16 protein-coding genes are annotated in these 23,155 nt (G+C 52.0%); 6 read left to right on the top strand and 10 right to left on the bottom strand.

Going from position 1 to position 23,155, the window contains the following annotated elements:
- Positions 1 to 9 precede the first annotated feature (9 nt).
- On the top strand, positions 10 to 324 hold the full coding sequence (locus ACYVJM_RS22765; RefSeq protein ID WP_461150528.1) for a hypothetical protein: 315 nt from the start codon (positions 10 to 12) through the stop codon (positions 322 to 324).
- A 106-nt stretch (positions 325 to 430) separates the two neighbouring features.
- Here the strand turns inward: ACYVJM_RS22765 and ACYVJM_RS22760 are convergent, their stop codons facing one another.
- Positions 431 to 862: a gamma-glutamylcyclotransferase family protein gene (locus ACYVJM_RS22760; protein ID WP_461150527.1), complete on the bottom strand. Its 432-nt coding sequence runs from the start codon at positions 860 to 862 to the stop codon at positions 431 to 433.
- A 68-nt stretch (positions 863 to 930) separates the two neighbouring features.
- On the opposite strand from ACYVJM_RS22760, the gene ACYVJM_RS22755 reads away from it, so the two are divergent.
- Both ACYVJM_RS22755 and typA read left to right on the top strand, forming a co-directional pair.
- Entirely contained in the window at positions 931 to 1,131 is a 201-nt protein-coding gene (locus ACYVJM_RS22755) for a hypothetical protein (protein WP_461150526.1), read from the top strand.
- Positions 1,132 to 1,391: 260 nt separating this feature from the next.
- Positions 1,392 to 3,206, top strand: a complete 1,815-nt coding sequence (gene typA / locus ACYVJM_RS22750) for a translational GTPase TypA (RefSeq protein ID WP_461150525.1) — start codon at positions 1,392 to 1,394, stop codon at positions 3,204 to 3,206.
- A 103-nt stretch (positions 3,207 to 3,309) separates the two neighbouring features.
- Here the strand turns inward: typA and ACYVJM_RS22745 are convergent, their stop codons facing one another.
- The 7 genes from ACYVJM_RS22745 to ACYVJM_RS22715 form a co-directional block, all read right to left on the bottom strand.
- Positions 3,310 to 3,504: a hypothetical protein gene (locus ACYVJM_RS22745; protein WP_461150524.1), complete on the bottom strand. Its 195-nt coding sequence runs from the start codon at positions 3,502 to 3,504 to the stop codon at positions 3,310 to 3,312.
- Between the two features lie 73 nt (positions 3,505 to 3,577).
- The gene (locus tag ACYVJM_RS22740; protein WP_461150523.1) at positions 3,578 to 4,156 is read right to left on the bottom strand and encodes a hypothetical protein; all 579 of its coding nucleotides are present in this window, start codon (positions 4,154 to 4,156) and stop codon (positions 3,578 to 3,580) included.
- 7 nt (positions 4,157 to 4,163) lie between these two features.
- The gene (locus tag ACYVJM_RS22735; protein WP_461150522.1) at positions 4,164 to 5,450 is read right to left on the bottom strand and encodes an LVIVD repeat-containing protein; all 1,287 of its coding nucleotides are present in this window, start codon (positions 5,448 to 5,450) and stop codon (positions 4,164 to 4,166) included.
- Between the two features lie 155 nt (positions 5,451 to 5,605).
- Complete coding sequence (locus tag ACYVJM_RS22730; RefSeq protein WP_461150521.1) at positions 5,606 to 6,844, bottom strand: serpin family protein; 1,239 nt, start codon at positions 6,842 to 6,844, stop codon at positions 5,606 to 5,608.
- Positions 6,845 to 6,899: 55 nt separating this feature from the next.
- Positions 6,900 to 7,379 carry a hypothetical protein gene (locus ACYVJM_RS22725; protein ID WP_461150520.1) on the bottom strand — a complete coding sequence of 160 codons (480 nt, stop codon included), beginning with the start codon at positions 7,377 to 7,379 and terminating at the stop codon, positions 6,900 to 6,902.
- 12 nt (positions 7,380 to 7,391) lie between these two features.
- Positions 7,392 to 8,999: a hypothetical protein gene (locus tag ACYVJM_RS22720; protein WP_461150519.1), complete on the bottom strand. Its 1,608-nt coding sequence runs from the start codon at positions 8,997 to 8,999 to the stop codon at positions 7,392 to 7,394.
- Positions 8,996 to 9,550, bottom strand: a complete 555-nt coding sequence (locus ACYVJM_RS22715) for an RNA polymerase sigma factor (protein ID WP_461150518.1) — start codon at positions 9,548 to 9,550, stop codon at positions 8,996 to 8,998. The genes ACYVJM_RS22720 and ACYVJM_RS22715 overlap by 4 nt, the downstream gene beginning before the upstream one ends.
- A 210-nt stretch (positions 9,551 to 9,760) precedes the next feature.
- On the opposite strand from ACYVJM_RS22715, the gene ACYVJM_RS22710 reads away from it, so the two are divergent.
- Both ACYVJM_RS22710 and ACYVJM_RS22705 read left to right on the top strand, forming a co-directional pair.
- Complete coding sequence (locus ACYVJM_RS22710; protein ID WP_461150517.1) at positions 9,761 to 10,618, top strand: sugar phosphate isomerase/epimerase family protein; 858 nt, start codon at positions 9,761 to 9,763, stop codon at positions 10,616 to 10,618.
- 122 nt (positions 10,619 to 10,740) lie between these two features.
- Positions 10,741 to 13,794: a PVC-type heme-binding CxxCH protein gene (locus ACYVJM_RS22705; protein ID WP_461150516.1), complete on the top strand. Its 3,054-nt coding sequence runs from the start codon at positions 10,741 to 10,743 to the stop codon at positions 13,792 to 13,794.
- A 50-nt stretch (positions 13,795 to 13,844) separates the two neighbouring features.
- Here the strand turns inward: ACYVJM_RS22705 and ACYVJM_RS22700 are convergent, their stop codons facing one another.
- On the bottom strand, positions 13,845 to 14,429 hold the full coding sequence (locus ACYVJM_RS22700) for a peptidylprolyl isomerase (protein ID WP_461150515.1): 585 nt from the start codon (positions 14,427 to 14,429) through the stop codon (positions 13,845 to 13,847).
- A gap of 55 nt (positions 14,430 to 14,484) precedes the next feature.
- Positions 14,485 to 16,170: a PQQ-dependent sugar dehydrogenase gene (locus ACYVJM_RS22695; RefSeq protein WP_461150514.1), complete on the bottom strand. Its 1,686-nt coding sequence runs from the start codon at positions 16,168 to 16,170 to the stop codon at positions 14,485 to 14,487.
- 486 nt (positions 16,171 to 16,656) lie between these two features.
- On the opposite strand from ACYVJM_RS22695, the gene ACYVJM_RS22690 reads away from it, so the two are divergent.
- Positions 16,657 to 23,151 carry an alpha-2-macroglobulin family protein gene (locus ACYVJM_RS22690; RefSeq protein WP_461150513.1) on the top strand — a complete coding sequence of 2,165 codons (6,495 nt, stop codon included), beginning with the start codon at positions 16,657 to 16,659 and terminating at the stop codon, positions 23,149 to 23,151.
- Positions 23,152 to 23,155: the final 4 nt, after the last annotated feature.

Raw genomic sequence — 23,155 nt, 5'->3', positions numbered from 1 at the left:
GAGAAGATCATGAAAACAATAAAAATATTGCCGGTATTTGTGGCTGCTTTATTAGCTGTTCTACTCACCAGCTGCGGACCATCCTACGTAAGTACGGGCGTTGGTTACGGCCCTGGTTATTATGGTGCACGCCCTTATTATGGGTATGGCAGCCCTTATGGCTACTATCGTCCACCCGTAGTGGTACGTCCGCCGGTGGTCGTTCGTCCACGCTATTATTCGCCTTCACCCCGTTATTACGGCGGTAGCCCACGCGGTGGCTATAACGGAGGCCGCAGTGGAGGTGCCTACAGCGGAGGCAACCGTTCGCGCGGACCAAGGTAGTTTCTGGAAATCAGTGGACTGTATGAAATGAGTGGGGTAGTCAGGTGGTGAAGTAGTTGGAATTACAGTTCTTACTTCATCACTTGACTACCCCACTAATAACCAATTAAGCAGGCCAGGAGAAGGGCTTGCCAATGTGAATGGAATAATCGCCGGATTCGATTTGGGGTTTATCGTCTGTCGACAGGTTGTAAAGGTAGATCCAGCAATCGGCGGTTTGGTCGTTGAACTGAACGGGAATGACCGCCCGGATATATTCGGTGGGCTGTTCAAATCCCTCGCCAACACCTTCGTAATAATCCAGATAGGTTAAGATGGCCGCTTTCTGGTTGCTGATGTCGAACACGGAGCCATGAACATGCTGTTGGCTATCGAACTGATAAACAGCGCCGGGGTAGCTTCCCATATCGAACGACTGGCCTGTAAAAGATCCTTCACCCACATAACGACCGCGTTGCCGAAGGTACTGCGAAAACGTGTTATCGAAAGGAGGGCGGAGTGTACCGTAAACGATCAGGAAGTCTGGGTTGTGGGTCATCTAATAAAAAAAATGGAGCAGCGCGACGAAAATAGGCTTTTTGACGTTACGTATGAAATTGCCGGGTCATGAAAAAGACAAAAATCATTCTGCTCATTGCTGCTTCACTGGTTTTAACGACCGCTCCGCTGGAGCTCATGGCAGCTAAAAATACTTCGGAAACAGCGGCTATCGGTCGTAAACGAAAGGGCTATAAACCAAAGCGGGGAGGCTTATTTAATACAGGTCTTTTCCGCAAGAAAAACGGCTGTGGTTGCCCGAATCATTAAGCAATTGTTAAGAAATTGTACTTATAACATAGCCAGGCCCTTACATGGGCCTTTTTTCGTTAAATTAGTTGTAAAAATCTGTGTTTCAGCGTAAAATTTTGTACCTTTGCGGCTTGAAATAGCTGAACCATCGGGTTACCCGGTAGAATTTATTTGATTTTTCATGGTTTTCATGACTGCTTATAAACGGGTTCAGAGAAATACAACCAAATCATGAAAGTCAAACGAATCAGGAAAATCCGGGTTCAGACAACAATTGTATGCAATCAATTCGCAATATAGCAATCATCGCCCACGTTGACCACGGCAAAACGACTCTGGTTGACAAGATTATTCACGCATCGAAGCTCTTTCGGGACAATCAGGAATTTGGCGACCTGATCCTGGACAACAATGACCTTGAGCGTGAGCGGGGCATTACTATCGTTTCTAAAAACGTATCGGTACGTTACAAAGACGTAAAAATCAACATCATCGACACACCGGGCCACAGTGACTTTGGCGGTGAAGTTGAACGCGTTCTGAAAATGGCCGACGGTGTGTGTCTGCTGGTTGATGCCTTCGAAGGCGCCATGCCACAAACACGTTTCGTATTAGGCAAAGCGCTTCAACTGGGTTTGAAGCCAATCGTAATCGTTAACAAAGTCGACAAAGAAAACTGCCGGCCCGACGAAGTACACGAACAGGTTTTTGACCTGATGTTCAACCTCGGTGCTACCGAAGACCAACTGGATTTTCCAACGGTATACGGTTCGTCGAAACAGGGCTGGATGGGGCCGGATTGGAAAACCCCAACCGACAACATTACGTATCTGCTCGACACCATCGTTGAGAACATTCCAGCTTCGCCAATAAACGAAGGTCTGCCACAAATGCAGATCACATCGCTGGATTATTCGGCCTTCGTTGGTCGGATCGCCATCGGTCGTGTGCATCGCGGTACGCTGAAGGAAGGTGCTACCATGGGCCTGATCAAAGGCGATGGTACGGTGAAGCGGGTGAAAGTTAAAGAACTGCAAACGTTCGAAGGACTTGGCAAACTGAAAGTAGCCGAAGTTCAGTGCGGAGATATCTGTGCGGTTACGGGTCTGGAAGAGTTTGAGATCGGTGATACATTGACCGACCTGGAAAATCCGGAAGCTCTGGAGCGTATTTCTGTTGATGAGCCGACGATGAACATGTTGTTCACGATCAACAACTCGCCGTTCTTCGGTAAGGAAGGCAAGTTCGTTACCTCGCGTCACCTGCGTGATCGTCTCTATAAAGAGATTGAAAAGAACCTGGCCTTACGTGTTGAAGCCACGGATAGTGAAGACCGCTTCCTGGTGTATGGCCGTGGTATTCTTCACCTTTCTGTTCTGATCGAAACCATGCGTCGTGAAGGCTACGAATTGCAGGTTGGTCAGCCACAGGTGCTCTATAAAGAAGACGAGAACGGTCATAAACTGGAGCCGATCGAAACCCTCGTGGTCGACGTTCCGGAAGAAACGGCCGGTAAAGTAATCGAATTGGCAACCCAGCGTAAAGGTGAGCTGCTGATCATGGAACCAAAAGGCGATCTGCAACACCTGGAATTCGATATTCCATCGCGTGGTCTGATTGGTCTGCGTTCCAACGTCCTGACGGCAACCTTCGGTGAAGCCGTTATGAGCCACCGCTTTAAAGAGTATCAGGAATACAAAGGACCAATCCCCGAGCGGATCAACGGTTCGTTGATCTCGATGACCAGCGGTCAGGCAACGGCTTACTCGATTGACAAACTTCAGGATCGGGGATCTTTTTTCATAGAGCCGGGCGATGAAATTTACACGGGTCAGGTAATTGGCGAACATAACCGTCAGAACGATATCGTTGTCAATGTTATCACCGCCAAGCAGCTGACCAACATGCGTGCTTCGGGTTCAGACAATAACGTAAAGATTGCTCCGAAAATCTCGTTCTCACTTGAGGAGAATATGGAATACATCCAGAAGGATGAATACCTGGAGGTAACGCCGAAATCGATGCGTATTCGTAAAATCTACCTCGATGAAAACGAGCGGAAACGGAACCAGAATAAATTTGCCATGGCTTAATTGCCGGCTTGGTATCGATCAATAAAAAATCCCCCTCCGAATTTCGGAGGGGGATTTTTTATTGATCGAAGCGTTCCCGAGAACGTATGGATAAACAGCCTCATTAATTAGACCGTAAAGCAAAAGCGGGGATTGTTTTAAGCGAGAATAAAGACACCGGAGTTGCGGGTGCAGCAGCCGGTGTTACAAAGCCAGCCTGAGCGTTTTGTGTGTCTATGTAAGCAGCCTGATGATGAACATGGTAATAACCAGCTATAAACAGCGAGCCGCCAATAACTGATAAAGCAACTTTTTTCATAGGGGATTGAGTGTAAGTAATTTACGAATGGCGAAGCAATATGAGTATGAACATTGCTTCAAGATGAATTGTTTTAGAACGCTACTCCCACCCGGAAGCACATTCGGTTATAGATACGATGTTCATCGCGCTGAATATCAACGCCAGAGAGCGGTTTTTGTACATCTACGGTCTGACGTTTGTACGATAAGGACATCACAAAAGCCGTTGAGGATGGTTTACCAACACGCAAAGCTAAGCCCGGATTAACCATCCATCCTCCATTAAGTTCGTAACCGGTCGAGTTTTTGTTAAACCAGGTAAACCCATAACCTGCATCAGCAATGGCTAGTAAACGCACATTTCGCTGTGGATAGGGGAGTAAGTCGAACCGTAGTCCGGCCCCAACAGGCGTCAGTAATGCGGTCTTATACCAGTCTACGCCCACCAGGCCGCCTATGGCCAACTGCCGGCTTATCTGAGCACCGTTAAATGTCTGCATGGTAAAACTTAATCGACTATCAACGGTTTGTGCGGTCGAAGGCCCAAAAGCCACGCGTCCGAACAAGCCGCCAAATTCTGTATAGTTCACGTAAGTGAACCGCCTTACAGGACTTTGTGCGTAACTGGTTCCAACCAGTGCCGCCAGTATGTACGGAAGAAGTCGTTTCATGGTTTCCTTAGTAATACGATGGACGACTGATGGGAATGCGGCTGATCTGGCGTAACTGCCGAGGGTTACTGATATCAAATTGATAGAAGCCATCCTTGCCAATCATAAGCAGTGATTTTTCCAACGGAATAACGTCAAATGCGTTCATGCCTTCGAGGTGCTGTAACAGATTCCGGTCGATGTTCAGCGCGTCGCGCATATCGAATGACTTCAGGCCATAGGCCCCTTCGCAGATAAACAGATTCGGAAAGGAGATACCCAGCCCGTGCGGGTTGCGCATCGGGTAGCTCTTAAGCAGTTTGGGGTTCGTCAGGTTTGTTACATCCACCACATCGAGCTGGTTTGTAAACCCACCACACTGGTTTCCTGACCGAAGGGTAACGTAAGCCAGATTATCATGAACGACTACCGGGTCGCAAACGCGGGCGTGCTGAAAAACCGATAGGAGGGATGGCTTCTCCGGATTGGCGTTGTCGTAAATGTGCATACCCGACTGCGAGCCGATGAACAGTTTATCTTTATATGGGAAAATGGTCTCGATGCCCCAGCCCAGCTGCACCTGGTTTCCCAGTTGTGGATTTGCCGGATTGCTGATGTTGAACAGCTGCATGGCCGACTGATTGACGGTATAAAGGTAATTGTCGTACAGAGCAAACCGCGCCATTGAACCCGCTACGCCGTTCGTTGTTGAACTGCCCGATTTGTCATTAAACACAGTAGAGGTTTGCGCGTTGAAGAGTACACCACCCCAGAAATTAGTGGGTGTGACATTGTCTTCACAGTTGGTTTCTGTGGTTTCCGTAACGTAGCTTACCTTCTGGTCGTAAAGCATCTGACTGGTTGGGTCGAAACTCCACCAACCCCCTTCGAACGAGCCATTCGGGAATACATTCGTGACGCGTTTTACGGCCTGAATAGCCGTTGGATTGCTAATGTCGAACGCGATAAGATCCATATAGCTATCAGCATACAGGATGTTATTCCGGATGGCTATATCGCCGTTTCCGGGAATTCGCAGGAAGGCTACCGGTTTGGGGTCAGACGGGTTACGGTTATCAATGATATGAATGCCTTCTTTCAACTCATTGATAAACAGAAACTGATCTTTCGTGTAAATCTTACCGGGGTTGATCAGTGCCTGCGGGGGCTCTGTCTGAACGCCCTGCCGGAGTTGTGCCGCCGTGAACGAAACAGGCGAATATCGTCGGAAAGTGCGGGTTTCTTTGCAGGTGTCCGTACAGCCCGTCAGGGAAAGCAGGGGCAGCACAAAAAGAAGTAGACGGTTCGGTTTCATAGGCAAAACAAGTAGGGTTTGTTGTCAGGACTCTCAAGGCGGTCAAACCGTTGGAACTCAACAAAAAATTACCCGGCTGTCCTGATTACGGCCGGGTAATACTGATCTTACACAAAAAGAGTAATATGTATTGTCGTTGATAGCTAATGCGCTTTTTAAGAGTTGGTTTTAGTCGGGTCCGCAATTTTGCCGACGAAGAGAACGGTACCTGATGCTTTTTCATGAATGACGAACGCAAAAGGCCGGTCGCACAGGGTTGGCAACTGCACGGAGGTTGTTGAAATACCACCCGTTGTTACGGCAGCGGCTTCGGTTCCTGCTTCGTCGACGGCCACGAATGTATTCTGCTTAACGAAGCTCAGTAACAGGCCGCCCCCGGCGTTTATTTTGGTAAAATCGGCCCGATCTGTAAAGGCCGTTGGCATACCGAGCGCACTAAGCACATTATTGAGTTTCGCTTCGTAGTTTACCGTGAATTTAGGTAAACCAATATCGAGCTTACTTTTGACCATATCTTTCTGAAGCTGCGTCCACTCACTACTATCCAGGGTGTTGAGCAGTGCATCGGCCGTCGTGTTTCCGGTAGGTAGCAATACCGTCATGACGTAATTACCCGCACCGTAGGGAAGTTCGAATGCGGTATAGGTTGACCGGAACGTGTGGTTCAGTTCTGTATTCAGCCTCATCATCCGAACGGTTGTCTGAGCGTCGGAAGCCAGCGTGAAGGGCCAATCGGTGGTTTTGGCGGCATCGAAGCGCGTGGTCCAGTCGCCTTTGAAATACAGCGCGTTCATCAAGAACAGGACCTCATTGGGCTGTATCTGATCGATCACCTTCGGGATTTTGCCATTGGTCTTCTGGCTCGCCCAGTTATTGATCGTACCAACGGTGGCTGGGTTAGTAAAATCCTGAGCCGAAATCTCCGCGCTGAATGTTTGCTTCAGCAAATCCTGAAAAGCCGTTTCAACCGGGAAGGTATTCCGGTACCAAACAGAGTTGGCCAGCCTCATCGTAACCTTCGGATCGATTCCAGGCAGATTGGCCATCAGGTTTTGGTAGGTCGAATTGGCTTCGGCCAGCGTTTGGGCGTCTAATTTGAGGGTCTTTTGGATCTCCTGAGCCGTTTGGCCGTTGGCACCGTTCAAGATCATACCCAAAGCTATATGAAGGCTCAGGGGCGAAATGAACACGTTTTTGGCAGGCCCATCCTGTGCATTCACCTGCTTGGCCAGATCGAAGGCAAACTGGGTCGTTTGCGCACTAAATGGCGCCGAGATCCGCAGTTCAGCAGCTGTACCGGGCGATGGGGCAACCGTTGAGGTGTTGCAACCCACTGCCGTAAGCAGAATACCCGTTACGGCTGCGGAAACGGTTGAAAAAAGGGTTGTTTTCATGGCAATAGTTGAATTATAACGAGCAATACACGTTTGTAAGACGCTGAAACCAGCCTTACTTGCATTCGTTGAAAACCTCACGTTGAGCGCGCAGGCTGGTAACCAGCGTCTCAAATCCCGGAATGGTCTTGCCAAACTCAAAAATAACCCGGTGCTTCCTGCCATCGGCTTCCAGTTCGATGTATTCGGCACCGCCATCGGCACAATCAGGGCAACCCAGCTGCTCTGGTTGCTGGAAAAACAGGTTGGGGTTAGCCGCTGCTCTGAGCGTGTCCCAAGCGGCCTGAGAAATCGTTGTCTGGCAGTTCTTTGGCGGATTTTGGGTCTGTGTTCTCGACTGACTGGTTTGTGTCAGCATGAGGGTCGTACCGCTAATGACATAATCATTCTTACAATAGCCAACACACATACCAAACGATGCACCGGTGCGAATAATAAGCCCATCCGTCGATAAAGGCTCTGCCAGCGCTGATTTGTCCGGCGAGCAGCGGCCCAGCAGGCTTATAAACAACAGGCAAATTCCCAGAAACTTCATGGTTGAAAGCAGTTAAAAATGATAATCGACACCAAAACTCATACCGGCCGATGTTGGGTGGTTCTGCACCTGTGCGTCAGACCGGGTGCTGGATTCCAGCGAAGGTTGGTAAACGCCGGCAACGGAAGCCGACCATTGCCGCGAGGGCCGGTAGCGTACCCGTGCGCCCATCGTAGCCGCCAGCGATACCGGCCGATAAACGCCATCTTTACTGGTTATAACCAACGCGTCGCCAACGGTGTTTTTGACAAAAATATTCGTGAGCAAACCACCCAACACGGCCATACTCAGCTTCTTACGCGGCCGGAACTGATAACCCACCTGAACCGGGACCTGTACGAATTGGTAGTCATTCGTTACCGCCTGAATGTTTCGGCTGTCGTAAGCTGATTTGTAGTTGTTGGCTGCGATGCCTGAGTAATTGGCCTGGGGAGCGTTCGCCAGATCACTGCTGCGTACACTACTCCGCAGGGCATCTGCGTACAAATTATTCAAGCCGGTGTTCCGATTGGACAGGGCATCCATTTGTACCGAAGCCAAATACTGTTGAGCCGGTGTCTCCACCGTTGACCGCCCAGACAGGTAACCAACCCCCGACTCAACCGACCAGTGATCAGTCAATTGAACCCCCGCACCGGCCTGGTACGCTACCGAAAAACTAGCGCGGCTGCTGACCGCCGATTGGTTCGAGCTCGTCGGAGACGCAATCAGGCTGTTGGAAAAAGAAGGTTGAGCTTCCTTAACCGCTACCGCCGGATTGAACGAACCCGGCATCATACTCACCGAAGCCCATAATTCGCGGGATTTCTGTTTCGACTTCGTGATCTCCGGGTCCATACTGGCCTCTGCCGGACGCGCCCAGACAATCCGCTGAATGGCACCAACGGTACGTAGCCGCATGGGTCTGCCCGCCAGTTTATCGAAAGCAACTGCGGTGTTCGCCCCAAATGCCTGAATACCTGATCTGGCGTGATGGTCGGCTGAATAAGAAACAGCTGCCATCCTGGAAACTACCGATTGTGTGCGCTGCGACATATCAACGGTGGCTATATGCTGTTGAAAAGTCGCTAATCCTGAATCAAATACGTGTTCAGTTGGGCCAGTGGTTTCGCTGGCATCCTTCCGGCGTGCTGGTCGCCCGGTTGCATCACGCTGGAAACGTCCCGGATTTAACCGGAAGGGCGCGCTCGAAGAGGCTATCGCATGTTGACGCGCAGCGTTCCCGGTCGTTGTTGAGCCGTTGGCCAGGCCACTTTCCGGCGATCTGGCCGCTGTCAGCTCCTTCTGTTTCGATAAGGCGATTGCATTTTCTGACGAAGCCGTCCGCTGCGAATGGGCGAGGGGAGTGGTAGGTGTCGATGCGGTACGAATGGCCCACCAGCCAACAAGCAGTAATGCCACCGCAGCCGCCAGTCCCGAACCCCAGATAAGTGGACGGGATGAAGCCAGTCCCGAACCCCACAGCGGGATCACTTTAGGACCGTCAGCCTCGTCCAGCTTGCGCTCTATAGCCGCCCAAACGCGGGGTGGGGGCGTTTCGGCGGCTTCGTCAAAGGTCTTTCGCCAGAAATCGTCCGGCAAATTCTTATCTAACTCATCCATTTCTGTCGTATGGTTCATTTTGAACGGCCCTGTACCGGGTGTCCGTCCGATTGTAGTTTCTGTTGTAGTAGTCCTCTGGCGCGGGCAAATTGGGATTTAGATGTTCCTTCAGCAATGTCGAGCATTTCGGCAATTTCCGGGTGGTTGTACCCTTCAATAGCATACAGGTTGAAGACCGCCCGGCAACCGGGTGGCAGTTCCTGAATCAATTGCAGCAGGTATTTATAATTCAATGACGGTAAACTTTCGTCGGCCTGGGGTAATACGGGTGCCAGCTCCTGGATGTCGGCCGTGTGTTCCCACGGTTTTTGTTTGCGTATTGCTTTTAGGGCTGTGTTAATCACAATTCGTTTTAACCAGGCTTCCAGCGGACACTCGAACCGGAACGAATCGATGTGTCGGTATATCTTCACGAATGCATCCTGTAACACATCTTCGGCTTCGTCCGGGTCATTAATGTACCGCTTACAAACGACAAAGAGCTTCCCGGCAAACCGCTCGTAGAGCTGTCGCTGCACAATTCGGTCTTGCCGACGGCACCCTTCAACTAGTTCGTATTCATCCTGCATAACAACGTGGACAGTACAAAGACCTCATTCAGAGGTAAACGGTTGGAAATGATCTGAAAAAATTTTGCCTTGTGTATTCCCTCAATCAGTAATCCCAGGATTTGTGCTCTTAGAAAGGCTATTCTATAACGCAGAACATGATTTTAAGATAGTTCATGTTGGATATTTTATAGACATGTATATTTGAGAAACCTTTTTCGGCAACTACAGATGAATCGACGTGATGCGTTGCGGTACTCACTTGGAGCGGGCGTTTCTGCATTGACCTACACGGCTTTTGGACAAACAAAAGCAGCCAGCAACCGATTCCGGATTGGGGCCTGCGATTGGTCTATTGGCCCGGCGGGCGATATAAAGGCGTTTGCCGTAGCCAGGCAGATTGGGTTGGACGGAGTGCAGGTAAGCCTGAATACCGTATCGGACCATGAGCACCTGCGCAAGCCGGAACTTCAGCGGTTAGTGAAGGAGGCTGCGCAACAGGCAGGTGTGCAGATTGGCGGACTGGCCATCGGCATGCTCAACCAGATTCCGTACAAGTCAGACCCACGTACCGAAGCGTGGGTGCAGGACAGTGTTGACGTTGCCAAAGCCCTGGGGGTGAAGAACATTCTGCTGGCATTCTTCTCGAACAACGACTTGAAAAATGACCCCAAAGGCACGCAGGTCGTGATCGAACGTTTAAAAGCCGTTGCGCCCAAGGCCGAAAAAGCCGGGGTGGTGCTGGGTATAGAATCCTGGTTATCGGCTCCCGAACATTTGGCTATTCTGGATGCTGTTGGCTCCCCGGCGGTGAAAGTATATTACGATGTCTGCAACTCATCGGATATGGGGTATGATATTTTCAGCGAAATTCGGACGTTGGGTAAAGACCGAATCTGCGAAGTTCATCTGAAAGAAAACGGCTACCTCATTGGACACGGAAAAGTCGATTTGCCCAAAGTTAAACAGGCTCTGGACGACATTGGCTACGCGGGTTGGTTACACATTGAAGGCGCCGTGCCCAAAGGAAAGCCGATGCTGGAAAGTTATATTGAGAACAACAAAACGGTACGGACACTATTCGTCTGAATCAACTATTCTGGCGCGGGTATTCGCTCGTGTCTATCAACGTAGCGAGTACATGCTCGCATTTAAAAATAAGGCACGGGCGAATGCTCGCGCCAGAAGGCATCTGACGTTTGACTTAAATTATGAAGGCAACCTTCTCTTCGAACCCCGTCCCATTCGTTCTGACAACGCTTGGTTTTCTATATCTGGCTGGGCAGACATTCGAGCCAACTACGCGATTTGGCCATCCATCGTCCGGGGAAGAGCCCTCCCGGCAGCATATGGTCGTTGGTGCGGACTCCAATACGCTCTATCTGCCCAACGACCTGGAAGCTACTCTCTGGGCCGAAGCGCCTATGTTCTATAATCCGACCAACATGGATATCGACGCCAAAGGGCGGGTCTGGATTACGGAAGCCGTGAATTACCGGAAGTTCAATAACAAACCGGAAAGTCGGCTCAACCATGCTGAAGGGGAGCGAATCGTTATTCTGGAAGATACGGATGGCGATGGTAAAGCCGATGACAGTAAAGTCTTCGTAACAGACCCGGATCTGGTATCGCCCCTGGGCATTGCCGTGATCGGAAATAAAGTTATTGTATCAGCTGCTCCGAATCTGGTGGTATATACCGATGAGAACGGCGACGATAAACCCGATAAGAAAGAGGTGATGCTGACGGGTTTCGGTGGGCTGGATCATGACCATTCGCTGCATGCCGTGGTAGCCGGGCCGGATGGTAAATACTATTTCAACACCGGAAACGCGGGCCCGCATGTCGTAAGCGACAAAGACGGCTGGACGTTACGCTCGGGTAGTTTGTATGTGGGCGGAACACCCTATAATAAGCTCAACAAGGGCAACCAGGTGAGCGATGACGGGCGCGTCTGGACGGGTGGTATGGCCCTGCGGATTAACCCGGACGGGTCGAACCTGAAGGTGATGGCGCATAACTTCCGGAACAACTACGAAACGGCGCTGGACTCGTACGGCAATATGTGGCAGAATGACAATGATGACCAGGTTGTTGCCTGCCGCACGAGCTTCTTGATGGAAGGGGCTAATGCCGGGTATTTCAGCAGCGATGGTACCCGCTACTGGCAGGGCGATCAGCGGCCGGGGCAGACCATTCCAATTGCTCACTGGCACCAGGAAGACCCCGGCGTTATGCCCGTCGGCGACATTAGTGGGGCCGGTTCGCCAACGGGTATGGTTATGTACGAAGGGGATGAACTCGGGCCGCAGTACCGGGGCATGTTGCTCAGCGCCGAAGCGGGTCGCAACGTGATTTTCAGCTACAAGCCCGAGCCAATGGGTGCCGGTTACCGGATGCCCCGAACCGATTTTATCAGCACTTTCCCGGAAGTAGACCCCAATTACAAGTGGGATGCCGCCACCGACGATACCCGCAAGTGGTTTCGGCCCAGCGACGTGACCGTTGGTCCTGACGGCGCTATTTATATTGCCGACTGGTACGATCCCGTAGTAGGGGGCCATCAGATGAAAGATGCCAAAGGCTACGGGCGTATCTACCGGATTACACCCAAAGGCAAGAAACTGAAAACACCAAAAATCGATCTTCGCTCAACTCAGGGGCAGATTGCGGCTCTTCTAAACCCCGCCGTAAATGTACGGATGCTGGGTTTCGAGGCATTGGTGGCGCAGGGCGAGAAAGCTGTTGAACCGGTTATGGGTATTCTGTCGTCTGCAAACCCATTCCACCGGGCCCGTGCTATCTACCTGCTGGCGCAACTCGGTGCCGAGGGTCAGTTTGAGGTGGAGCGCTTGCTTAAAGCCGTTGATGCCCCGGTTCGAATGACCGCCTTCCGGGCACTGCGGAGTATCACCCCCGAAAATTCTAAATCTATACCCGCCCTTACGGCGTCGCAAAAGGCTTTGCTACCGCTCATGGGCAACTTGTCTATCGATAAAAGTGCGGCTGTTCGTCGGGAAGTGGCGATCGCTCTCCGCGATGTTCCATTTGATAACTGCCGGTTTTTATTGATGAATCTGGTAAAAGGATACGACGGGCAGGACCCCTGGTATCTGGACGCACTCGGAAAGGCCGCCGATGGGAAGGAAGAAGCGTTATTTTTCGAACTTCAGCAGACAATGCCCAAGAACCCCCTGGAGTGGGACCCGCGGACGGCGAATCTGGTTTGGGAGCTTCACCCGCCCTCTGCCGTAACGATGCTGAAGAAACGGGCCGCCAGTCCCTCGTTATCGGCCGATGCCCGCAAGCAATCGATCGTCGCGCTTGGCTTCATTAAAACGCCACAGGCGGCTCAGGCAATGGCTGAATTATCGAAACTGACGGATAAAGAGGTGGCCGATCAGGCGCTGTACTGGCTGAGTTTCCGGCGCGGCAACGACTGGGCCAAATTCCTGAACTGGGAAGAGGTAATGCCAACAAAAGTATCGTCGCAGGAGCAAAAGATGCTGGCGAACCGGCAAATTCTGCTGGATGAATACAAGTCGGACACCGAAAAGCGGAAGATAGCTCTGGAAATGGCCCACGACACGGAAGGTGGCAAAATCCTGGTGGGTCTGGTTGCGGATAAGAAACTGTCAACTAAATTAATAAAAGCGGTCACGCCAACACTGCTCAAAAATCCGGATCAGAGCGTTCGGACGATGGCCAAAGAATATGTCTCCGAAAAACAGGAAGCCCCCGCATCCGTTGAAACGGCTTCGGTTGCGGCCAAACCGGCGGAGGTAGCCACGGCTAAACCGGCGGAGGTCGCTACCAGCACCAGCTCGGACCCTGTATTGACGCAGATTGCAATGCTGTCGGGGAATGAGCGGACTGGCAAGACGGTTTTCAGTGCCAACTGTGCCACCTGCCATAAGCATGGTCAGTTAGGAAGTGACGTTGGTCCGGAGCTAACCAAGATTCACCAGAAGTTCGATAAGAACGGCTTGTTAGATGCCATTCTGCACCCCAGCGCGGGCATTGCGTTTGGTTACGAGCCCTGGCTGATCACGACCAAAACGGGGCAGACTTATTACGGATTTCTGGTAAGCGATAACGATCAGGCTGTTGTTGTCAGGGGAATAAAAGGACCTAAGCACACCATCCCCGCCGATCAGGTTTCGTCAAAGCGGCAGTACAAAACCAGCCTCATGCCCGATCCCGTGGCTATGGGTCTAAGCAACCAGCAAGTTGCTGATTTGACAGCCTTTCTATTGAAGCAGTAAGGTAATTTACCCACAGAGACGGTCCGTCTCTGTGGGTATAAACTTCGAAACTAGTTTGTTACTGTATAGCCTGCCTTTTTCAACTCAGCGGCTGTGAGGTTAATTATATTCACGTCCAGCTTGATCGGCTCCAGGGGTGTATCAGTTTTATCGGTCTTGACGGCAACGATGGCATCCACCACGTCCATGCCTTTAAAAACCTGCCCGAAAACGGTGAATTTATCGTCCAGACGAGCCAGCCCCTTTTTATTCTGCACAATGTAAAACTGGCATCCCGCCGACAGCATTTCTGGGTTGTTGTCTCGCCCGGCACCCACCGCGCCATACACGTGCCGTATCGTTGGCACAAACTCCGGTTTTAACAGGTAAGGCGAGTCCGAAAACCCGGCTGGCGTATCCGGGCAACCGCCCTGCGCCACGAAGTTGTTGATAACCCGGTTAAACGTCAATGTGTCCCAATAATTTGCCTTCGCCAGTTTCATGAAGCTGGCTTTGTGCGTTGGCGTTTCGTCGTAGAGCCAGAAAAGAATCTCGCCTTTAGGGGTTTTTATTTGCCCGACGGGATAGGTTTTTGGGGGTGGTGGCGGTGCGAAAAAGGAAGACAAACAGGCTAGTAGAAGGAGAAGTGTGGGCATGATTGTAGGGATTGACAGGTCAGCAATAAGACTCAATGAATCGATAATATACGGATTACTTGACCACCTTATACATCATGCCGTCTGATTTGGTCATCAGGTAGAGCTCGCCGGCGGCATCTTGCCCAATACGTAAATCGACTTTACTGACTTTGCTTAGCTCTTTCAATGTCGTTTGTTGCCCATCCAGCATGAGCGGAAATTCATGGATGGTTGCCTGCGAGCCTTCCCTGATCTCGTTCAGATTGACGTAGAAAACCCGCCCCCGAACAATCTCGCCGAAAACGTATTTCCCCCTTAATTGCGGAAGTTGCTTACCGGTGTACTCGAACCCACCCATAATGGCGTTGCCCTCGTCGTGGTCGAACTGGGCCGCCGGATAGGTGTAGCCATAGCGGGCATCATGCTGAGGTAGCGGATACACGCTGTTTACATTGGCGGTCGAGTCGATCAGGAACGTGCCTTCACGGTCGGGCCAGCCGTAGTTTTTGCCCGGTTTGACCAGATATACGGATTCAATCTGCCGCTGACCGATGTTGGTAACCAGCATTTTCCCGTCTTTGGTCCACGAAATTCGGTTGGGGTTCCGAAAACCGGCCGCATACACTTCATCCAGGCCGTCTTTACCGACAAACGGATTGGTTTTAGGGATACCGTACTGCCCGTTTTTACTCGTTCGGCCGGTGGGGTCAATACGTAGTACTTTGCCCCAGACGTGATTTTTGTCCCGCGCAATAAATGGATGCCCTTTCTCAACAGCCCCGCCGTCGCCTATGCCAATGTAAAGCAACCCATAGTCGGGGCTTTTGGGCGTTGCGTACGGGTTGAACGCAATTTCCTGCATGCCATGAATCTGATCGACCACGTTGACCCGGAGCAGTTCGCGTGGCTTTCCGGTCAATACACGCGACCGCGGGTCTGTGACTGTCCACTCATTGACCACCCACTGCAAGCGAACGGGAATGCTGTCGGCATAGGAAAAGTCAGCCATGGCAGAGTTTTTGGGTTCGGTGTGAGTGGTGTAAACGAGCCCGTTTCTGGCATAATCCGGATGGAAAGCGAAACTGCCCAGTCCCGTCGCCAGACCGGGCGTATTCGTGAAATTCTTGAAATGCTCCGTAACGTCAAAAAACACATCGGGCTGGTTGCTGGCCGTCAGGATATAGATTTTACCTTGTAGATCGGCTACCATCGTTTCCTTCGTGATCGGATGGACACCCATCTTGTTGATCCGTGTACGGGGCTGTGTTTTGTTCGTAAACGGAAACTGCATGACTTTTTGCAAGTTCAGCGCAACAGGCGACAAGGATATGGAAGGGACGATAGGGTTTTCCAGTGCCGTTTTTCCGGAAGAAACAGGCGCGGCAGGGGCGGGTTTCTCAAGAATGTAAGCCACCAGATCATCGAGTTCGGTAGCCGTCAGGTGTTTGAAATCCGGCATAACGGTGCCGAATTTCCTGGCTTTTTCGACAGCCCGCGCCACCCGCGCATCAATCTGGGCCTTGGGGCTTTTGATAAACTCGGTCAAATAATGACGGTCAACAGCATTCTTCAGTCCACCTAACTGAGGCCCAATGCCATCCTGTTTGAAATTATGGCAACCGGCACAATTGGCGTCGAAGAGTTTTTCACCTGTACGGGCGTCCTGCGCAATGGAAGACGCATTGGGCAGGATAACGAAAGCAGAAAAAACAATAAGCCGACAAAGCACTGCGAGAGATGTGTAGCGAAACGGCTGCATACGGGGAGTAATGGAATTTGTCTGATGAGAAAACGCACGAGTCGGCCGCTGTGAGTTGACGGCCGTATTTCTTAACAAAGCCTGCTAGCTGGTCTTATCTAATTCTTTACTGTAAACTATTTTATCTGAACACCGGATGTATTGAATACAATCGCCGACCGTCGGCGGCTGCGGTGCGATTCTTGCCGTGTGGTCAGTTTCTTAAAACTGACCGGCGAGGTTTCTCAAAACCTCATTAAGTTAATAGCCTATGCAGTAGGTTTCTTAAAACCTATCGTGTCAGTTTTATCGATCGCATCGGCAACCCGGCTGACAGCACGGCAATAAAATTTGCATCAATATACTAACTAGTACCTCATACAGCGTCTATGCCTTAAATCAAACACTGGTTAAACCCTTGACCCTAAATCGGAATCATACCGGTAACTGTTGTGGAAAAATAGATTTACATTCATCCATCCCAACAACCTGCCATTTCTACCAACTATGAACGCCTATTTGTCTCTCTTTTTCATGCTGGTCGCCATGGCGGTATCCGCACAAAACCGTCCGCAGCCCAATTATACCCGCGACTGGAAACGGGCGGACTCGCTGGTGGCCAAAGGCTTGCCAAAGTCCGCCCTCGCTATTGCCAGCCAGATTTACAGAGAGGCCAGGGATCAGAAGAATTACCCGCAGGTTGCCAAAGCCGCGATAGCCCGACAGATCTTTCGAAGCTTTTCCGATGAGGATTCGTACGTCGAACTCGTTCGTTCGCTGCAAACCGACATTCAGGACACGCCCGAACCAGCCCGGTCGGTGCTGCAATCGGTGTTGGCCGACATTTACTGGCAGTATTTCCAACAAAACCGCTACAAATTCTACAATAGAACGACAGTTGGACGCGCCAATCCAGGCCGGACCCTAACAGGAAAAGGTACCTCCAGAACAGAAGTTAAACCTGCCGATTCAACAGCCACGGATTTCACGACCTGGGATGCTCCTCACCTCATCGGGGTAATTACATCTGCTTATCTGGCTTCCGGTCAGGACAAAGCGTTGTTACAGAAAACGCCCATCGCTGAGTATGATGTACTTATCGACAAAGGCGATGCCGATGCCCGGCCACTTCGGCCCACCCTGTATGATCTACTGGCCCACCGCGCTATTGATTTCTTCCAGAATACCGAGCCTGATCTGCTGAAGCCGGTCTTTAAATTCGAGCTGAATCAGCCCGGCTACCTTGCCGGGCCAGCGGAGTTTGCAAAACTGTCCATCCAGAGTCAGGATTCATTGTCGGGCCGTTATCAGGCGTTGATGCTCTATCAGCAATTGCTCGCTTTTCATTTATCGGACGCAAATTCCGACGCGCTGGCCGATGTTGATGCGCTTCGACTGGCGTTTGTGCATCGGCATAGTGTGTTGCCCAACAAAGATGCCTTGTTTCAGCAGACGCTCGAAAAGCAGATAACAGCCAATAAAGGCAAACCCGCCGAAGCGATGTATGCCTACCAGCTGGCGGAGTTTCTGACTAATCAGGGTGGTATGGTTCGTCCGCTGGAGGATACAGATGACCCGGACTCCGCTAAACCGAATCCCTTTCGCTGGAACCGCAAACGAGCCGCTGACCTTTGCCGGGATCTGATCAAACGCTTTCCGAACACGCTTGCCCGTAAGCAGGCTGATGGATTGTTGACGCAGTTGCTGGCTGCGTCTTATTCGGTACAACTTGAACAGGTGAACTTACCGGAAAAGCCGTTTCGAGCACTGGTCAACTACCAGAATACGTCGAAGATCACCTACCGGATCATCCGCTTGCCGTTGTCTGAAGCTCGACAGCCGTTCGACCAGTTTGAAAACAGGGATGATCAGCGAAAGAAGAGCGTTGCCAAGTGGATAAAGCGACCAGCTGTTGCTGAAAAGTCCGTAACCCTCCCCGACGATGGCGACCTGAACAGTCATTCGGTCGAAATACCGATAGACGGTTTACCCCTTGGCCAGTATGTGCTGTTGCTTACCTCGGAGAATAGCTTTAGCGAGACTTCGGAACAGCTGCAGCTATCGCTTTTCACGGTATCGACGCTGAGCTATCTGGCCCGGCAGGACAATAGAAGCGATAAAACACAAACGTTGTTCGTCATGAACCGGCTTACGGGCGAGCCCATAGCCAACGCGTCGGTAACGCTGATCGATGTGGAGAATTTCAGGCTGACAAACACGAAAAAGTCATTCATGACCGATGCCGCTGGCCTGCTTGCCCTACCCGAAAGCCAAACCCCAACGGCCCAGCGGTTTGGATACCTGATTGCCTCAGGTCGCGACACCTTACTTTCCGGCACCCTATACAACTACAACAACCCCCCTCAGCAAGAGCGGGAGCAGACCTACGCCCGGCTCTTCACCGACCGCGCCATCTACCGCCCCGGGCAGCCAATTTATGTGAAAGGCTTGCTCTACGACGGGAAAGTGAACCAGTATGCTGTGCTGGCTAACGAAGAGGTAGACGTCGAGTTTCTCGATCAGAACGGCGAACGAATAGCCGAGAAAACGCTCAAAACCAACGAATTTGGCACGTTCGAAGCCTCGTTCATAGCCCCTGTGGCACGGCTTACTGGAAACATGACCATTCGGACGAGTGACGGCAGCACCAGCATCCGGGTTGAGGACTACAAACGCCCAACCTTCGAGGTGAAGGTCGATCCCATAAAAGAGTCGTTCAAGCTAGAGCAGACCGTTACGCTTTCGGCATCGGCCAAAACATTCTCAGGTGCGGTGGTCGATGGAGCCGAGGTGCGGTATCGGGTAGTACGGAGCCTGCGGCCACGCTGGGAGTGGTGGTACGGTTACCGCATGGGTGGCCGACCGGTGAGCCAGGCCGAAATTGCCAGTGGCGTAGCACAAACCGACGCTCAGGGTAATCTGCATTTATCTTTCCCGGCCACCCCCGACCGGGAGCAGTCCCGCGAGAGCAACCCTGTTTTCGATTTCGATGTAACGATTGATGTTACTGACCGGGCGGGGGAAACGCGAACGACCACAAAAACATTGCGTATTGGTTATTCGGCCATACAGGTCAGTCTGGCCATTCCGCCCCAGATTGAGAGCAATGCCCCTGCGACTTTTCCGGTAAACATCACGAACCAATCCGGCGAGAGAGTGGCGGCAAAAGGGCAGTTGACCGTGTATCGGTTACAACCGCCAGCGCGGCCGTTGCGAAACCGGCTGTGGAGCCGCCCCGATCGGCATTTTCTGAGCCGGGATGAGTTTCAACGGCTGTTTCCCCATGATCTCTATGCCAATGAAAACGACCCACGCATTTGGCCGAAGGGCGATGTCGTGCAACAGCAGGCTATTACCAGCCCGGCCGATTCATTGATAAAAGCAGACCTTAGCCGATACACTCCCGGTGAATATGTGGCCGAGATCACCGTAACCGATGCCAATGGGGAAACCGCCAAAGAGCGGGCTTTTTTCGCCGTTGTCAACGATAAACAGCCAACGGCATCGGCCCGGCCGGAGAATTGGGTACAGGTCCGCAAAGCCACGGTCGAGCCCGGTGAGGAAGCCGTTTTCTGGGTGGGTAATGGTCAGTCGTCCTGGATTTTGATGAGTGTTGAGGAAAATCAGACGATTGTGCGGAACGAGTGGCTGAAAACCGATGGTCAGCCCCGTCGTATCACTGTCCCTGTTACCGAAAAACAGCGGGGTGGATTTGCCGTACATTTCGCTATGGTGCAGAACGGGCGATTATCCGAAAAATCGCAGACGATTGCGGTGCCGTTTACCAATAAAGAGCTGAAGATCGAAACGCAGACTTTCCGTAACAAGCTCAAGCCCGGCGAACGGGAGCAGTGGACGCTGAAAATCAGTGGCCTCGGTAAGTCACCGGCCGAGCTTGTCGCCACGCTGTATGATGCGTCGCTGGATGTATTCGACCGGCTCGACTGGACGACATCCTTTTATCAACCTTACTCTCTGGCTTTCGGTAATTGGGAATCGCAGGCATTTAATGTGCTGGGTAGTCAGGTGATCGCTTACCGGTATCGCCCACAGCCGCCTGTAGCTGTGCGTCAGTATGACCAATTGGGCTGGCTGGGGTATCGGTTCAGTGTTTACGGAAGTCACCCGTTTGGGCTGAGTCCATTACAGATCGCCAACGATGCTATCCGGCTGAACGTCAGTCGGACGGAAAAAACGATTTCCGGAACGGCGAGCTATAAAGATGGGTCAGCTGCAGCGGGAGTTAGTGTGTTGGTAAAAGGAACGACTATTGGAACCAATACGGATGCAAAAGGAAGGTTTTCGATCAGTACATCTTCGGCCAGTAAAGAGGTTACCCTTATCTTTTCCTGGGTTGGCTACAAATCGCAGGAAGTAGTGCTTGGACAGAAACCAAAGTCGATCCAGTTGTTGCCCGATGCCATGGCACTGAGCGAAGTCGTCGTGACTGGATATGGCACGCAACGTAGAAGAGAGGTTACCGGTGCCGTCGCCAAGATGGCGGCACCAGCGGCAGTAGGTGGCGATCTTCAGTATCTTGCCGCTAATAGAGTCGCGTCTAATTCACAGAGTGAGATCAGCCGGTCAGCGCCACAACCGGTTGTCCCGTCTATCAACCCCCGCAAAAATTTCAACGAAACGGCTTTTTTCATCCCACAGGCGCAAACGGATAAAGACGGGCGGGTGGTGCTTAAATTCACTATGCCCGAAGCCCTGACCCGCTGGCGGCTGCTGGCCTTTGCGCATACCAAAGACATGAAAACGGGCGCCCTCGAACGGGAAATCATCACGCAGAAAGAACTGATGATTACGGCCAACGCGCCCCGGTTCTTCCGCGAAGGTGACACCATTCGCGTAACGGCCCGTATCAACAACCTGAGCGACAAGAGTTTGTCCGTAACAGCCAGTCTGGCGTTGCTGGATGCGCTTACCGGCGAGCCGATCCATCAGAAACTGAAGCTGAGCAATCTCCAAACGGGCGTGACGGTAGCCGCCGGACAAGGCCAGGCCGTGGGTTGGACGTTGATCGTTCCGGCTAATCTGGATGCCGTAACCTGTCGGCTAACGGCCCAGGCGGGCAGCTTCACCGATGGCGAAGAGTTCACCGTTCCTGTGTTGCCCAACCGAATGCTCGTGACCGACACGAAACCGGTTTGGGTGAATGGTAAAGAAACGAAGTCGTTTACCCTGAAACCGTTAGCCAATCTGAACCCGGAGCTGCCCGTTCAGCACGAGCGGCTCACGGTGGAGGTGACGAGTAACCCGAGTTGGTATGCGCTGCAATCGCTGCCGTACCTGATGGAATACCGCTACGAATGCGCCGAGCAGCTGTTCAGCCGGTTGTACGCCAACAGCCTGGCCGCTCACATTGTCAACAGCAAACCGGCCTTTAAGCAAGTGATTGCCGAGTGGCAAAAGACACCCCTTCGTAGCCCCCTGCAATCGAACGAGGAATTGAAAGCCATAACGCTGGAAAACTCGCCCTGGCTGGCCGACGCCCGCTCCGAAAGCGAACGGCAGGCAAAATTAGGCCAATTGCTGGACGGCAATCGGATGGAGAACGAGCAGCTGCAGACGTTTGAGAAATTGAAGCAGTTGCAAACGGAGGATGGTGGTTTTCGTTGGTTCGGCGGTATGGAGCCGAATTTATCCATGACCCTGCATATCCTGAGTGGGTTAGGCCACTTGCAGAAGCTGGGCGTTCAATTCCCGACCGACCTGAACGCTAATCTGGCCGATATGCAAACCCGCGCCATCCAATACGCCGATGCCGACCTGAAGAAATGGTTTATGGAGCAAAAAAAGATGGAGACACAGAATAAAGGAAAAATCGCTGGTCCCTGGTACTTTTCGGCCACCCAGTATCTGTACGCCCGTAGTTTCTACCTCGATAAACCCATTGATAAAGACGTATTGGCATACCTGAAACAGCGTATTGCCGCCGAGTGGCTCACGCAAAGTTTACAGGGCCAGGCGCTTTCAGCCATGGCGCTCAACCGCTTTGGCGATACCAAAACGGCGGCCGGTATCCTGCAATCCTTACTGGAACACTCGAAAATGTCGGAAGAAATGGGCCTGTACTGGCCCGATAACACCGCCGGGTTGAACTGGTATCAAACACCCATCGAAACGCAGGCGTATCTGATCGAGATGATTGACGAAGTGGGTCATACGCCACAGGGACAGGCCTGTTTTGAGTGGATGGGTCAGCAATCGAAGCGGACACTGGGCCCTCAAATCATCGTCGACGAAATGAAACGCTGGCTCCTTCGGCAGAAGCAGACCCAGTCGTGGTCGTCTACCAAAGCCACAACGGAGGCCATTTACGCACTTCTGCTACGAGGCAGTGACTGGCTTGGAACGGGCGTAAGTACGCAGGTCAGTCTGGGCGGGAAATCGATCCAAAGCCGCGTGTCGAAAGCCGATGCCATTACGGGCTACGAAAAAGTGACGTATGCGGCTTCGGAGATCAAACCAGAAATGGGCGCGGTTCAGATCACGAAAACCAGCGATGGCCCGGCTTGGGGGGCACTTTACTGGCAGCACTTCGAACCGCTCGACCAGGTGATGCCGGGGAGCGCGGGCTTATCGGTTCAAAAAACGCTTTACGTGCAACGCGACTCGCCCAGTGGTCCGGTCATCTCAACGGTGGCATCGCAGTCAGCGCTCAAACCAGGTGATCTGATCAAAGTCCGGCTTGTGCTCAAAACCGACCGCGCTATGGAGTATGTGCATCTGAAAGACGGGCGGGCGTCGGGTTTTGAGCCGGTAGCGGTTTTGTCGGGCTACAAATACCAGAACGGACTCGGTTACTACGAATCCCCCCGCGACGCCAGCACCGATTTCTTCATGAGTTACCTGCCCGTAGGCACGCATGTATTCGAGTACGACCTGCGCGTGGCTCAATCCGGCGATTTCTCGGCGGGTGTTGCGACGGTTCAATGCTTCTACGCCCCCGAGTTTTCGGCCCATTCGTCGGGCGAACGGGTACGGGTGAAGTAAGTTG

It is taken from the genome of Spirosoma pulveris (genome assembly GCF_054781875.1).
The sequence above is the reverse complement of the archived record's forward strand: the minus strand, read 5'-3'. Positions and strand labels throughout refer to the sequence as shown.